Below are 13,390 nucleotides of genomic sequence, written 5' to 3'. Positions count from 1 at the left end.
GACCCGCCCGCGCACATGTCCTGGCAGCCAGCCGCTCCCACTGTCAGACTGACGCTGTACGGTCCCGCTCCATGGCTGAGAGACCTACGACGAATTGGCGCCACGGCATGGCTGAGGAAGCCGAGGAGCTTGCCGACGGCACCCTGGATCCTGAGTGCGCCTGCATGGCGGGTCTGTTCCCCGAAGAACTGCTCACGGCGACCGATGCCGTCCTCGACACCTTCGAGAACGAGCTTCGCGGGCTGGCTGAGGCAGACGACGCGCAGATCTTCGGCGCCGTGGAGCGCGTCGTCCTGGCCCTGAACGCTGTGAACGAAGCGCACGGCGAAAGCGCCTACGAAACCGACGAGCGCGAGCAACTGTGCGACTTCATCGACCAGTCGCTCACCGAACGCGGCGTCGACGTCGTCGCACTGGCCGCCCGCCATGGACTCGGCCGGTACCAGATCACGGACAGGTGGCGTGAGTGGTGAGGCCGCTCGCTGGAGCCGCTCGACATCAGCTGTGATCACTCGTCGCGTGCCAGATGCGTGCCAGATGCGTGCGTGCCAGAACGCCTGTCGGGCTCTTTCTCCCTGCAGCGGCCCGCGCCTTCCGTACGTGGGCGCCCAGCCCGGCGGCGACCTCCTCTCGCCGCTCGTCGTCGGAGTGCTGGTAGATCAGCGCCGCCTTCTCCGAGGACTGCCCGGCGCGGACCATGGTGTCCTCGAGCGTGGCCCCGGAGCGTGTGGACAGCGTGTGCCCTTCCGCCGCCGTCAGGCCGGGAACGAGCCCTGCACGCGCTTAGTCCGGGCGGCCGCCGCGACGCAGTGCGCGGGTGCACCAGCCGATGATCGCGGCGTTGACCGCTGCCCCGAGAGCGACGGCGATGATGGCCATGACGATGTTGTCCGGCAACACGAGGAGCACGAGGCTGGCGGGGGCGGTGGCAAGGAGCGGGATGACGCCTGCCATGGACTCGTCCGTGCTGTCGCCGATGGTCACCACCAGTGCCCACACGAGCAGGACGGCACAGACGCCGAGGTACACGAGGCCGACGACGCCGACGTGGTCGCGCAGTCGGCGGGGGACGGACCGGCCGGTATCGGTATCGGTATCGGTCTCTGTACCGGTCATGGGGATGGACTCCTTGGTTGCGTCGGTTGCGTCGGTTGCGTCGGTTGCGTCGCGGGGGTCGGTCGCGGTGGTCAGAGGTGGGTGCCGGGCGGGTTCGGGCGGGCGAGGCCGAGGTCGTACGCGAGGATCGTCGCCTGTACGCGGTCGCGCAGGCCGAGCTTGCGGAGCAGCGCGTTCACGTGGGACTTCACGGTGCCTACGGTGATGCCGAGTTGCTCGGCGATCTCCGTGTTGGTGAGTCCGGCGGCGACCAGCGTGAGGACGCCCCGCTGGCTGCCGGTCAGGCTGTCCAGTTCGGGGGAGCTCCCGACCGGGACCGCGGCGGGGGGTCCGGACGCGTAGTGGCCGATGAGGCGGCGGGTCGCGGACGGGGCGAGTACGCTCTCGCCGGCCGCCACCTCCCGGATGCCCTGCAGTAGTTGGGAGGGGTGTACGTCCTTGAGGAGGAAGCCCGAGGCGCCGGCGCGCAGCGCGTCGAAGACGTACGCGTCGAGGTCGAAGGTGGTCAGGACGAGCACGCGGGGCGCGTTCTCCCGTCCGGTGATGATGCGGGTGGCGGCGATGCCGTCCAGTTCGGGCATGCGTACGTCCATGACGACGACGTCGGGAGCCAGCTCTTCGGCCAGCCGCACCGCGGCGGCGCCGTCGGCGGCCTCGCCGACGACCGTCATGTCCTCCTCGGCGTCGATCACGGCGGCGAACCCCGCCCGTACGATGCCCTGGTCGTCGACGACCAGCACGTTGAGGCTCATCGGTGTCTCTCCTCGCTGTCCGGGGTGTCCTGCGCGACGGCGAGTGGCAGCCGGAGGCGGACCGTCCCCTGCGGGCCGGTGGTCACCGTGCCGCCGAGCGCCGCGACCCGCGTGGTCAGCCGCTCCCGTACGGCGGAGTCGGCGGCGCGGGGCACCCCCGTGGCCGTGAGCGTCAACGTATCGTTGTTCACGTCGAGTTCGAGCATCGCAGGCTCCTCGCCGCCGGCCGCGAGCACCGTCTCGGCGGCGCGGTAGGCGGCCAGGTCGACGGCGGTGGGCAGTCGTTCCGGTACGCGGTCGGTCAGCCGTATCTCGATGTCCCGGCCGGTGGCCCGGAGTTGGTGGGCGAGCAGGTCGAGCGCCTGGAGGGTGGGCTGCGGCCGTAGTTCGGCCCCTGTCTCGCCCTCCCGGACGGTGTCGAGCAGGGTGCGCATCGCGGCCAGGGCCTCGCGGGCACGGGTCGCTGTCGCGTCGAGTCGGCCTGCCTCCGCCTCGGTGACCATGTCGGCGGTGCGGGCCAATACCGTGGTTTCGAGGCCGGAGGCGATGCGGCGGCGCTCGGTCCAGGCGTCGCGGACGGCCTCCTCGGTCCAGGCGGCGAGGCGTTCGTCGTGGGCACGGCGGTCGGCTTGTCGGCGCCGGGTGCGGCGGCGTCCGGCCAGGTGAGCCGCGGTGACTGTGAGGGTCGCGCCGACCGTGGTTCCCGCGATGACCGTCCAGAGGGGAGCGGCCGTACCTCGGTCCAGAACCGCGGTGGTGGCGGCCGCGGCGTGCACCAGCACCGTGAGGAGAAGGAGCGTGACGCGACTGCGGGCCGGTGGGGGCTGGTCGCTCTCCCGCTCCTGGGGGACCCCCCTCGCGGCTGAGCCGCGTTTCGATACAACTCCGCGCCCTTTTCGGGGCGTTGCGGTTCGGCTCGGTTCCCTCGCGAGGGCCGCGCACGTGGCCAACAGGCTCAGCGCGGGCGGGAGGAGGACCGGGCCGCTGTAGTTCCCCACCGCCATCGCCACCGGCCACAACAGCGCCAGCCCCAGCAGCATCCCGTACGCCGTCCGCGGAGCCCTCCGCAGCCACAGCAGGGCCACCGCCTGGCCCGCCGCCAGCAGGGCGAAGAAGACACCCGCGGATACCCGCGTCGCGCTCGACGTCTCCTCGGCCCGGATGACCAGCACGGGCAACAGCGGCTGCAGGACCAGGCCCGCCGCCGCCACCACCTGCGCCACGCGGTAGGTCCTCGGCGCGGGCGGTTCCACCGTCGTGGCCGTCCGGCCCGGCAGTACCGCCCGTACCTCCCAACCGCCCTCCGCCGTCGGGCCGCTGTGCACCGTGCCGCCCGCCTCCCGTGCCCGGGAGCGCAGGAAGCCCTGCCCGCGGCCGCCGCCGAGTCCCGCGCCGTGCGCCACCGCACCGGCCGTTGGGGTCGTGCTGGTGACCACGACGTCGGTGCGCGTGTCGCCGTACCGGCACAGCACCCTCGTATGCGCGCCGGGGGCATACCGTGCGACGTTGGTCAGCGCCTCGCGCACGATGCCGTACGCCGCCTCCGCGACGGCGCCGTCCGGCAAGGGGTCGATCTCGCAGTCCACCTGCTGGTCCAGGCGCCGGAACCCGGCGACCAGGTCCAACAGCCGTTCCTCCGGTGCCGGCACATCCCCGCGGGAGGGCGCCGGCGCTCGTACCGCGCCGAGCGCGCGGGTGACCTCGCGGCCGGTCTCGACCGCGAACTCCAGTGCCTCCTCGGCCAGTTCGGGGCGCCGGTCGCGCAACCCGAGGGCCGCTCCCGCCGTGACCACCACGGCCGTCAGATGGTGGGCGCTGACGTCGTGCAACTCCCGTTCCATACGGCGCCGTTCGACCGCCGGGAGCCGGTGGCGCTCGGACTCGGCCCGCTTCAGCAGGTGTTCGGCCGCTCGCCGTGCGCGACGAGTTCGCCGTACGAGCAGGCCGGCGCCGCACGCAGCGGCGTACAGCAGAGCCGTCAGGACGAGGTCGAGCCCGTCGCGGTCGCTGAGCCCGTGCAGGCTGATGCCCTGCAGGAGCTGCCAGACGGCCAGCGCCACCACGCACAGCACGGCGGTGAAGGCGTCGCGTTCGGTCGCCACGGTGAACAGAGCCAGCGCGACACCCGCGGTCCCGAGCACCGCCGTCGCCCCGGCGGGCAGCGGTCCGGCACCCAGCGCGCAGGCGGCGGCGACCACGACGAGGGTGGCCACCGGGCGGGTACGGCGCAGGGCGAGCGCGGCCGTCACCACCCCGGCGACCAGGGCCGCCACGAGAAGGGAGGCCATCATGGGGGCCGGGACGGCCCCGCGTACCAGCGGCGCCCCGGGCCACACCACGGCCTGGGCGCAGATCAGCAGGACCGGGAACAGCCGGTCGTCGGTTCGATTCATGGCGGATCAAGGCTAGGGCCGCAGGTGAGCGGCCCGACTCCGGCTGGAGGCGGATTCCGGCCTCTTACCTGGGTTGCAGAGTCTCTACCTGTGGTTCGAGGCGCCACTCGTCCTGCAGCGCGAGGACGGCGCCATGCCCCCGGCCCTAGGCTCGATCACATCGAGAACGCGGTCGGCCACCGCTTCTACGGCCGTTTCTACGACCGCTTCCGAGACCGGCTCCACCAGCGGCTCCACCAGCGGTTCTTCCACGCTCTTCCGCGCTCTTCCGTGTATCCGGCCCAACTTTCCAACGAATTCAGGGGGATCTCCCATGTCCAAGCGCATTCTCTTCTCGTCGCTCATCGGCGCCGTCGCCCTCGGCGGAGTGGCCGCCGGCGGCCTCGCCCTGGCCGCGGCCCCCACGGAGCCGACCCTGGAGCACGGCTCGGCTCGCTACACGGCTCCGTCCGACGGCAGCGCGGGCTCGTTCGCCTACACCGTGGACGTGAGCGACGACTCGGGCATCCGGAGCCTCAAGGTCCTTGCCTGGCCCGCGAGTTCGAAGCTCGACCCGACCGCGGCGGAGCTTCGCTCGGCGGATGAGAGCGCCAAGTGCCGGAGCACCTCGGACGAGAGCGCCCGCTGCACCTACACGCTGAAGGTCACGAAGCAGGAGGCGGCCGACCTGGCCAAGGGCACCTGGTACGTCTCGGTACTGGCGACGGCCAAGGACGGGGGCACGACGTTCGTGCCCCGCGCCGCCACGTTCGACCTCACACGCTGACACGCCGGTCGAAAGCGCGCGCCGCCCCGTCGTTCAGTGGGGCGGTCTGCCGGAAGCGCGGCTTCCGGCAGACCGATCCTGCTTGTAGGCCGATCCTGAGGCCGGACCGATGGCCACAGGTCACCCGCGCGAGTCACCTGGCTGACGGTTGATCAGACAGCGAATTTCGAGGAGAGTCCGGGCATGGCGAGATGCAAGAAGTGCGGCGTGCGAAAGCGCCGTTGGCCCCGTTCCTGTCCCGGGTGCCGCGCCGGGTCGGCCCGGGCGGACGTGGCCGTGGCGGGGGCCGATGTGACCGTGGCGGCAGGGCTGTTCGGGTGGACCAGACGGGCAGTCACGGGCGTAGTGCGGCGGATCCTCGACTGGACCTGACCCAGCGGGCACGATCCCGCTCCCGAAGTACCCGAACGCACCTGTCCGCTCACTCCTTTCATTCCTTTCACTCCTTCCTGAGGACGATGTCGAAGGTCGTCGAGGTCCACGGGCCCGCCGGCTCCCGGCTGTCCGGCGTCGGCGTACCGGCCTCGTGACGGTCGAAGGGACGGATGAGTGACTCCTTCACGCCGAAGACGGAGTCGGCGTCCAGGCAGGGGTCGTCCGCCACGAAGATGTGCGTGATGAGACGCCGGAAGCCGGGTGCCGTCACCATGAAGTGCAGATGCGGTGCGCGCATCGGTGAGCGGCCGGCGTGGTCGAGGAGCCGGCCGACGGGACCGTCGTCCGGGATCGGGTACGGCGTGGGGGTGAGCCCCCAGAACCGGTAGCGGCCTTCGGCATCGGTGAACAGGTGCGCGCGCCCCGCGAGGATCGCGTCGTCGTACTGGACGTCGTACATGCCGTCGTCGTCGGCCTCCCACACCTCGACGCGGGCGCCGGGGACGGGGTTGCCGTCGGTGTCCGTGACCCGGCCCTCGACCCACGTGGGCTCACCGGTCGCGCCGCCCGCGATGTCCCCGCCGAGCTCGATCCCGGGCGAGTCCTGGACGAAGAACGGGCCGAGGACCGTGGACTCCGTCGACTCGTCGAGGCCTGGTTCGTTCACCGCGACGGTGAGCATGGAGATGCCGAGGACGTCCGAGAGGAGGACGAACTCCTGGCGGGTGTCGGTCGTGATGTGACCGGCCGCGGTGAGGAACTCGATCGCGGCGGTCCATTCGTCGTCGGTGAGCCTGGTCTCGCGCACGAAGGCGTGGGCGTGCCGTACGAGGGCCTGCATGACCTCGCGGAACCGTTCGTCCTTCGCGGTGCCGAAGCTCGCGACGACCTTGTCGGTCAGTTCCCGTTCAGTCGTCTCGGTCATCAGGGTCGCTCTTCCGTGTGCAGGGCGGTGAGAGGGACCCTCGCCGGGACCGTCACCGGGGTGTCCCCGCGGTACGCGCGCGCCAGCAGCTCGCGCATCTCGTCGCGGGTCACGCGCCGCGGGTTGGTGTCCGGTACCTGTGCCATGACCAGGTCGCAGGCCCGGTCGAGTTCCTCCTCGGGCAGTCCCAACTCGCTCAGCGAACATGGGGGTTCGAGGCTCGTGCAGAGATCGAGCAGTGCGCCGAAGGGATCCGTGGGGGAGTCGAGCGCCGTTCCCAGATGCCGCGCCGCCTCGGGTGCCGCGGCCAGGTTGAGGCCGACCACGTGCGGCAGGACCACCGAGTGCAGGGCGGCGTGTTCGAGGTCGTACGCGCCGCCGAGGACGTGGCACACCTTGTGGTGCAGTCCGGAGCCGGCCCCCGCGAAGGCGACCGCCCCGAGGTAGGTGCCGAAGAGGATCTCCCGGCGGGCCGCGACGTCCTGGCCGTCGGCGACGATGCGCGGCAGCGCGGACGCCAGCGAGCGGACGCCCTCGACGGCCAGGGCGGAGCTGATCGGGTTGTGCCGGGGGGCCCACCACGCGTCGACGCAGTGGGCGAGCGCGTTGAGCCCCGACGTCACTGACAGGCGGGTCGGCAGCGACAGCATGAGCGTCGCGTCGTAGACGACGATCCGGGGGAGCACCTTCGGGTCGACGCCGGTGCGCTTGTGGCCGTCCTCGGTGAGGCCCCAGACGGGGGTTGCCTCGGAACCGGCGTAGGTCGTGGGGACGGCGAGGATTGGCAGGCCGGTGGTGAGCGCGGCTGCCTTGGCGGTGCCCGTCGTGGAGCCGCCGCCGACGCTCAGCAGCAGGTCGGCCGCGTGTTCACGGGCTGCCGCCCGCACGGCCCCCGCCACCTCGGCCGGCACGTGCGGTCTGACGGCGCCGAACGTCGCCACGACGGGAACGTCCTTGCAGATGTCCTCGGCCAGGGCGCGTTCCCCCTCGGCCGCGATCACCAGGACCCGGCTCGCGCCGAGTCCCGCGACCTCGGCCGCCACGTCCTCCCGTACGGTGCCCGAGCCGAAGACGACCCGCTGGCCCCAGGACTCGTAGGCGACTCGCGTCATGCCGTGACCGCTCGCACCCGGGGTACCGCGCCCGCCGCGAACGCCCCGATCAGTGCCGGTACGGCGAAGGCGTAGAAGGCCCACTCGACGTCGGCGCCCGAGCTGAGGACGAACGCGCCCAGGGTCGGGCCGGCGATCGCGCCGAAGCGGCCGATCGACAGGGCCCAGGCGAGGCCGTTGCCGCGCAGGGCGTCCGGGTAGCGCGTCACGATGAACGCGTTGCCGAGGATCTGCGAGCCGATGAACCCGAACCCGCTGATGAACATGAGCACGAACATGACCGGCGTCGGCGGGCGGGTGCTCATCGCGACCAGGCTCAGCGTGCCGACCAGGAACGCGACGACCACCACACGCTTGGCGCCCAGCGCGTCCGCGACCCGGCCGCCGACGACGGCCCCGACACCGACGCCCAGCCACATGGCGGCCGTCTGCAGCAGCGCCGAGCCGAGGGAGAAGCCCGCGGCCTGCATGATGCTGGGCAGCCAGGTGCTGATGCCGAAGACCAGAAGCAGTCCGCAGAAGGACATCGCCCAGAACAGCACGGTCGAGAGCGCGAGTCCGCCCGTCAGCAGCGAGCCGATACCGAGCCGGCGACCGGGGTCCGCCGTCGGGGAGGCGTCCGACGGGGCGAGACCGAGCCGCTCCTCCACCACCCTCGCCTCGGCCGTCCGGCCCGTACGGCTGAGGTGGAACGGGCTCTCCGGGAGCCGGAGCACCAGCGGTATGGCCAGGAACACCGGGATCACGCCGATCACGTACAGCCAGCGGTACGAGACGTCGGGCAGCAGGGCGGTGCCGAGCAGCGGGGAGAGCAGGGCGCCGAACGCGTAGCCACTCATGATCAGGGTGACGTTGCGGCTGCGGCGGCCCGGTTCGCTGAGGTCGGCGACGTATGCGTTGATCGTCGGCAGGACGACGCCGAGGCCGAGGCCGACGACCAGGCGCCCGGCCCCGAAGGACGGGACGCCGGCGGCGAACGTGCAGACCGCCATGCCGAGCGAGAAGACGGTGGTGCCGACGAGCAGGAGCCGGCGCGGGCCGGTGCGGTGGACGAGGGCCCCGGCGAGGGCCGCGCCGATCAGCATCCCGATGCCGACGAGCGAGCCGATGGTGCCGGCCTCGGCCTTGTCGATGCCGAGCGAGGGGTCGCCCAGGATCGCGGGCACGGTGACGCCGTACACGGCGAGGTCGTAACCCTCCAGTGACGCGACGACCCAGGCCGCTACCAGCATGAACGTGGTCGCGGGCACTCTGCGGACGGTGGGGCGTATGACGGACGGTGCGGTCATGGCCGGATCCCTTCTCCGACGATGGCAGGAGCCTGTACGGGCTGGACTGCCGTGGCAAGTGTGTTCAGGAGCGCCGGGACGTCGGACAGCGAGTCCACGGTGCCGAGGATGTAGAAGTCGGGCCGCCACAGAACGGCGGCGGAGCCGGTCTCGTCGAACCAGCGTCCGTAGACGCCGCCGACATCGGTGATCCCCTCGGTGGTGAGGCGGCGGTCGGTGAGGTGGTGGACGGCCACGCCGAGCCCGGCGGCCGGCTCGATGGCCGAGGCGTCGGGCGAGGCGCCCTCGCGGCCGTCGACGAGGAGGACGAAGCCGCGGCCGAGGACCTCGTCGAAGAGTCCCTCGGTGCCGTGCGATTCCACCCGGCCGTGCGGCATCAGGTGTCCCGCCTGCGGGGACGCGTCGCGCAGTCCCGGGCCGAGGCCGGGGAAGCGCATCTTCTCCGGGCGCCCGTCGGCCTCGCGCTGGGCGATCAGGCGGGCGTCGCGTTCGGCGGCGGCCACCGGGTCGCGCATGGTCTGGACGCGGCCGAGCTCGATGCCCTGGGCGATGATGGCCCGCACATGCGGCTCGCGTTCGCTCTGGTACGTGTCGAGGAGCGCGTCGTCGGCGCCCCGCAGTACGGCGTCGAGCTTGAAGGCGAGGTTCTGGGCGTCGCGGATGCCCGAGCACATGCCCTGCCCGAGGAAGGGCGGCATCTGGTGGGCCGCGTCCCCGGCGAGCAGGATCCGGCCGTCGCGCCAGCGCTCCGCGACGAGCGAGCGGAAGGTGTACGTGGCGACGCGGACGAGGTCGGCCCGCGAGCGGTCGACGTAGTCGGCGACCCGGGCCCACACCCGGTCGGGCTCCCGCTCGACGGGGAAGGAGTCCGTCGAGTCGAGCATGAAGCTGAACCGGTGGTGCCGGGGGCCCAGCGAGATGATCGATATCGGCTGTTTCGGGTCGCACACCTGACGGGCCTTGGGAATGTCCGAGGGACCGGTCAGACGGAAGTCGCAGACCATCCACGGCTCGGAGAACCCGTAGTCCTCCTGCTCGACGCCGAGCCATCCGCGGGTGAAGCTGTTGCCGCCGTCGCAGGCCACGACGTACCGGGCCGAGACGGCCGTGTCGCTTCCCTCGACCTGGATGTCCACGCCCTGGATGTCCACGCCCTGGACGCCCACGCCGTGCCGCGTGCTCCGCAGGCCGGTGACCGGGGAGTCCATCCGGATCTCGACGTTCCCGAGGCCGCGGACCAGGCCGTCCAGGGCGTCCTCGAGGTAGGGCTGGTACATCATGTACCACTCCGCCCAGCCCTGGCTCCCGACGGCGGCGAAGTCGTGCTCGATGAGCAGCTCGCCGGCGCCGTTGCGCCACTCGTAGTTCCGTTGGACGTGCAGCGTGGGCAGCAGATCGCCGGAGATACCGAGGCGGTCGAAGGTCCGCATCGTCTCGTCGTCGAAGATGGCGGCGCGCGGAAGGTTGTAGAGGGTCGGGTAGCGCTCCAGGACGACCACGTCGTGGCCCGCCTGCCCGAGCAGCGCCGCGGTGACCATGCCCACGGGCCCGTACCCGATGACGGCGACGTCGTACACGTGCGTGCCCTTCCGCTCAGACACCCGCGAACGCGGGTGTGGTGGCGAGGCCGAGCAGCTTCTCGGCGTTCTGGTGGCCGATCTTGAGCCGGTCGGCGTCGCTGATCGGGGCGTCCCGCAGGAACGTCGTGGCCGTCCCGATGTCCTCGAAGGGGTAGTCGGTGCCGAACAGGATGTGGTCGGCGCCCATCGACAGCAGGGCGGTGAGCAGCGGGGCGGGGGAGCAGACGCCGCTGGTCGTGAGGTAGAGGTTGTTCCGGATGTACTCCGAAGGACGGCCCCGCTTGAGCTCGATGCCGTGGTGCGCGTGGAACTCCCAGCGGGAGTCCATGCGCCACATCACGTACGGCAGCCCCTCTCCCATGTGGCCGAGGAGCAGCTTGGCGCCCGGGAAGTCGTCGAAGACGCCGCCGAAGATCAGGCGCAGGGCGTGGGTGGCGGTGTCGACGCCCCAGCTCCACATCGGTCCGACGAGTTCGGGGTGCCCGGACAGCACGTGCGCGGTGTCGACGCCGTTCGCCGGGTGCAGGTAGAGCGGTACGTCGAGGTGTTCGGCGCGCTCCCAGACGACGCGCAGGGCGGGGTCGTCCAGGTACCTGCCGTGGGTGTGCGCGTTGACGAGGGCGCCGCGCAGGCCGAGCTGCGTGACCGCGCGCTCCAGCTCGTCGGCCGCGGCCCCGGGGTCCTGCAGCGGCAGCGCGGCGAAGCCGGAGAAACGGTCGGGGTGCTCGGCGATGACGCCGGTGAGGAAGTCGTTGACCGTGGTCGCCTGGCGTACGGCGGCGGCCGGGTCCTTCTCCGCCTGGAGTCCGGGGGAGTTGAGCGACAGGACCTGCATGTCCAGGCCGGCCGCGTCCATGGCGTCGAGGCGTTCCTCGGTGAGGTCGAGGAGGCGGCGGGAGGCTTCGGCCCAGGCGGCGGGCTGGGCGATGGACGCGGTCGACGCGCCGTGGCCCACCAGGTCCGGGGTCACGAAGTGCTCTTCGAGGCCGATCAGCTTCATTGCGGAGTTCTCCTCGGGGGGTTCGTGCGCTTTTGCAGTCGATGTCCCGCATGCGGGGGTGCGGCGATGCCCGGCTCGGTGTGAGTGGCCGGAGGGAGAGAGGTGCGCGGGTGTGTGCGCCGAAGGGTGAGCGGCTCCGGGCGGCTGCGAAACGGGCCGCCGATGTGACGGGGGCAGTCGGGGAGATGAGTGCCACCGCTCCCGCAGTTCACCAGAACGTAATGCGTTCCGCAATAGTGAATGTAAGATCTGTTCGTGTGCGGAGGTCGGCGCTCGTCGCGTCGATAGGCTGAGCACCGTCATTCACCTGCGGGAAGAGAGCTGCGTCGTGACCGAGACCGACCCCAGGGAGAACGGGGAGCGGCAGGGCATCCAGTCCGTCGAGATGGCGATGCGGGTCCTGCTGGCGCTGGAGAACGGCGGCGGAGCGCTGAGTCTGTCGGCGATCGCGCAGGCGAGCGGCATGCAGCCCAGCAAGGTGCACCGCTACCTCGTCAGCCTCGGCCGCATAGGGCTGACCTCGCAGGATCCCGCTTCGGGTCTCTATGACTTCGGTGCCGCGATGCGCCGCATGGGCGCCGAGTCGCTGCGTCGCACCAACGAGGTGGCGGTGGCGGGCGGCCACGCGATGCGGCTGCGCGACCGCACGGGCCACTCCGTGAACCTCGCCGTGTGGGGGGACCGCGGCCCGATCGTGGTGAGCTGGGCGTACGGAACGCGCCCGCTGCCCCTGACGGTGCGCGTCGGCGCCACTCTTCCCCTGCTCACGTCGTCCGTGGGCCAGGTCTTCCTGGCCCACCTGCCCGAGAGCCTCACCGACGAGGTGCTGGGCGGAGAACTCCGCGGCAAGGAGGCGGAGTGGACGAGCGAGCGCCTCGCGGCCACCCGCGCACAGGTCCGCGAAGAGGGGCACGTCGTGACGCACAGCGGTGTGATCCCGGGCATCATCTCGGTCGCCGCGCCCGTCTTCGCGGCGAACGACCCGCTGCCGCTCGCCGTCTCCGTCGTCCTGCCCGAGAGCCTCGGCACCCCGGACCACCTCGCCGAGGTGACCCGCGAGCTGCACGACGCCGTGGCCGCGGCGTCGCACGAGCTGGGGTACCTGTCGTAGGGCGCGTCATGCCCTACTCGACGGGGCTGCCCTATTCGACGGGGCGCCGGCCGGTCACCTCGTCGTAGTGCGACTCGGCCGACGGGCCGAGGATCTCGTGGGCCTCCAGGAACATCTCGTGCGCCTCGTGGCCCACCCAGCCCGCGGGCAGGAGCTCGGTCGGCAGGTCCGGATCGCGGAAGGGGAACTTGCGGTAGTCGTAGGTCAGCCGCATGCGCTCGACCAGCGCCTCCTCGGGACCGAGGTGTCCGGACCGGTATGACGGCATACGGCCGCGGTAGGTGCGCAGCAGCTCCCGGTAGTCCTCGTTGAGGGCCGCGAGGTCCCAGCCGCGCGCCGCCATCTCGCGGTCGACGGGCAGTCCGCCGGACTGGCAGCGCAGGGTGTCCAGGCGGATGGCCGGCTCGTCCGCGAACTTCTCCCGGACCTGCTGGAGCCGGTCGTGGGGGGAGACGTAGGTGGACGGGGCCAGCGGGCCGAAGCCCAGCCAGGCCAGCTCCTTGCGGATGCGGTCCCGTACGCCGCGCTCGCTCTCGGGGACCGAGTAGATGACCATGTACCAGTGGCGGTCCCAGTCGGACGGTGCCCGGTCGAAGATGCGTGAGCGGCCTTCGTCGAGGAGCTGGAGGCTGCGCTTGTTGAGTGCGTAGAGGGTCTCCCGGCCCTCGCGCCGGACGTCGAACCAGCCCTCCTTGCGCAGGCGCGCGAGGACCACTCGTACGGTGCTCTCGCCGACGCCGAAGGAGCCCATCAGCGTGCTGAGGGTGCGCAGCCGGGCGGCGCCGCCGCGGTAGCGGACGTAGTCGCCGAACAGGTCGAAGACGATCGATCGAGGCTTCACGGAACCGACTATGTCACACGGACGGCCGTCGTGATGATGAGCGATGAAGCGATGGAACCCGTGTTTTCACGGGGGAAACCGCCTCGCAGATGTGCGACAAATTATTGACGTCCGTGGATCTGTTGACACA

The 13,390-nt window shown here is 71.5% G+C and carries 12 protein-coding genes and 1 pseudogene; 3 read left to right on the top strand and 10 right to left on the bottom strand.

Annotated elements, in window-relative coordinates:
* The first annotated feature begins 107 nt into the window (after nucleotides 1-107).
* Nucleotides 108-473: a hypothetical protein gene (locus tag OG202_RS15750; RefSeq protein WP_327729902.1), complete on the top strand. Its 366-nt coding sequence runs from the start codon at nucleotides 108-110 to the stop codon at nucleotides 471-473.
* Nucleotides 474-498: 25 nt separating this feature from the next.
* Here OG202_RS15750 and OG202_RS15745 read toward each other — a convergent pair.
* From OG202_RS15745 to OG202_RS15730, 4 genes and pseudogenes are all read right to left on the bottom strand, one after another.
* A pseudogene (locus OG202_RS15745) lies at nucleotides 499-744 on the bottom strand (hypothetical protein); the annotation flags it as partial.
* 39 nt (nucleotides 745-783) lie between these two features.
* Nucleotides 784-1,116 (bottom strand): SCO4225 family membrane protein, encoded by a 333-nt coding sequence (locus OG202_RS15740; protein ID WP_327729903.1) that lies wholly within the window; start codon nucleotides 1,114-1,116, stop codon nucleotides 784-786.
* 71 nt (nucleotides 1,117-1,187) lie between these two features.
* A complete protein-coding gene (locus tag OG202_RS15735; RefSeq protein WP_319690030.1) occupies nucleotides 1,188-1,868 on the bottom strand; it encodes a response regulator transcription factor in 681 nt (226 codons plus the stop codon).
* A complete protein-coding gene (locus OG202_RS15730; RefSeq protein WP_328222944.1) occupies nucleotides 1,865-4,261 on the bottom strand; it encodes a histidine kinase in 2,397 nt (798 codons plus the stop codon). Before OG202_RS15730 ends, OG202_RS15735 begins: the two co-directional genes overlap by 4 nt.
* A 313-nt stretch (nucleotides 4,262-4,574) precedes the next feature.
* On the opposite strand from OG202_RS15730, the gene OG202_RS15725 reads away from it, so the two are divergent.
* Nucleotides 4,575-5,027 carry a DUF5707 domain-containing protein gene (locus OG202_RS15725; protein ID WP_327729905.1) on the top strand — a complete coding sequence of 151 codons (453 nt, stop codon included), beginning with the start codon at nucleotides 4,575-4,577 and terminating at the stop codon, nucleotides 5,025-5,027.
* Nucleotides 5,028-5,466: 439 nt separating this feature from the next.
* On the opposite strand, the gene OG202_RS15720 is transcribed toward OG202_RS15725, so the two are convergent.
* Genes OG202_RS15720 through OG202_RS15700 form a run of 5 tightly spaced genes read right to left on the bottom strand, consistent with a single transcriptional unit; the run spans nucleotide 5,467 to nucleotide 11,308 of the window.
* Nucleotides 5,467-6,327, bottom strand: a complete 861-nt coding sequence (locus OG202_RS15720; protein ID WP_326583064.1) for a dioxygenase family protein — start codon at nucleotides 6,325-6,327, stop codon at nucleotides 5,467-5,469.
* On the bottom strand, nucleotides 6,327-7,439 hold the full coding sequence (locus tag OG202_RS15715; RefSeq protein ID WP_327729906.1) for a maleylacetate reductase: 1,113 nt from the start codon (nucleotides 7,437-7,439) through the stop codon (nucleotides 6,327-6,329). Before OG202_RS15715 ends, OG202_RS15720 begins: the two co-directional genes overlap by 1 nt.
* Complete coding sequence (locus OG202_RS15710) at nucleotides 7,436-8,728, bottom strand: MFS transporter (protein ID WP_328222943.1); 1,293 nt, start codon at nucleotides 8,726-8,728, stop codon at nucleotides 7,436-7,438. The genes OG202_RS15715 and OG202_RS15710 overlap by 4 nt, the downstream gene beginning before the upstream one ends.
* Nucleotides 8,725-10,329 (bottom strand): bifunctional 3-(3-hydroxy-phenyl)propionate/3-hydroxycinnamic acid hydroxylase, encoded by a 1,605-nt coding sequence (locus tag OG202_RS15705; RefSeq protein ID WP_328222942.1) that lies wholly within the window; start codon nucleotides 10,327-10,329, stop codon nucleotides 8,725-8,727. Before OG202_RS15705 ends, OG202_RS15710 begins: the two co-directional genes overlap by 4 nt.
* Nucleotides 10,322-11,308 (bottom strand): amidohydrolase family protein, encoded by a 987-nt coding sequence (locus OG202_RS15700; RefSeq protein ID WP_328222941.1) that lies wholly within the window; start codon nucleotides 11,306-11,308, stop codon nucleotides 10,322-10,324. The genes OG202_RS15705 and OG202_RS15700 overlap by 8 nt, the downstream gene beginning before the upstream one ends.
* 328 nt (nucleotides 11,309-11,636) lie before the next feature.
* On the opposite strand from OG202_RS15700, the gene OG202_RS15695 reads away from it, so the two are divergent.
* Nucleotides 11,637-12,419 carry an IclR family transcriptional regulator gene (locus OG202_RS15695; RefSeq protein WP_326583069.1) on the top strand — a complete coding sequence of 261 codons (783 nt, stop codon included), beginning with the start codon at nucleotides 11,637-11,639 and terminating at the stop codon, nucleotides 12,417-12,419.
* 31 nt (nucleotides 12,420-12,450) lie between these two features.
* On the opposite strand, the gene OG202_RS15690 is transcribed toward OG202_RS15695, so the two are convergent.
* Nucleotides 12,451-13,260, bottom strand: coding sequence for a PaaX family transcriptional regulator (locus OG202_RS15690; protein ID WP_327729910.1), 810 nt, complete (start codon nucleotides 13,258-13,260; stop codon nucleotides 12,451-12,453).
* Between the last annotated feature and the right edge of the window lie 130 nt (nucleotides 13,261-13,390).

The sequence above is a fragment of the Streptomyces sp. NBC_00310 genome (assembly GCF_036208085.1).
Classification (GTDB): Bacteria; Actinomycetota; Actinomycetes; order Streptomycetales; family Streptomycetaceae; genus Streptomyces.
This window is presented reverse-complemented; position numbering and strand designations above follow the sequence as displayed.

What these genes read in the sequence shown, in the direction of transcription:
- OG202_RS15750 (WP_327729902.1), top strand. Translation starts at nt 108, where the DNA reads ATGGCTGAGGAAGCCGAGGAGCTTGCCGACGGCACCCTGGATCCTGAG.
- OG202_RS15740 (WP_327729903.1), bottom strand. Translation starts at nt 1,116, where the DNA reads ATGACCGGTACAGAGACCGATACCGATACCGATACCGGCCGGTCCGTC.
- OG202_RS15735 (WP_319690030.1), bottom strand. Translation starts at nt 1,868, where the DNA reads ATGAGCCTCAACGTGCTGGTCGTCGACGACCAGGGCATCGTACGGGCG.
- OG202_RS15730 (WP_328222944.1), bottom strand. Translation starts at nt 4,261, where the DNA reads ATGAATCGAACCGACGACCGGCTGTTCCCGGTCCTGCTGATCTGCGCC.
- OG202_RS15725 (WP_327729905.1), top strand. Translation starts at nt 4,575, where the DNA reads ATGTCCAAGCGCATTCTCTTCTCGTCGCTCATCGGCGCCGTCGCCCTC.
- OG202_RS15720 (WP_326583064.1), bottom strand. Translation starts at nt 6,327, where the DNA reads ATGACCGAGACGACTGAACGGGAACTGACCGACAAGGTCGTCGCGAGC.
- OG202_RS15715 (WP_327729906.1), bottom strand. Translation starts at nt 7,439, where the DNA reads ATGACGCGAGTCGCCTACGAGTCCTGGGGCCAGCGGGTCGTCTTCGGC.
- OG202_RS15710 (WP_328222943.1), bottom strand. Translation starts at nt 8,728, where the DNA reads ATGACCGCACCGTCCGTCATACGCCCCACCGTCCGCAGAGTGCCCGCG.
- OG202_RS15700 (WP_328222941.1), bottom strand. Translation starts at nt 11,308, where the DNA reads ATGAAGCTGATCGGCCTCGAAGAGCACTTCGTGACCCCGGACCTGGTG.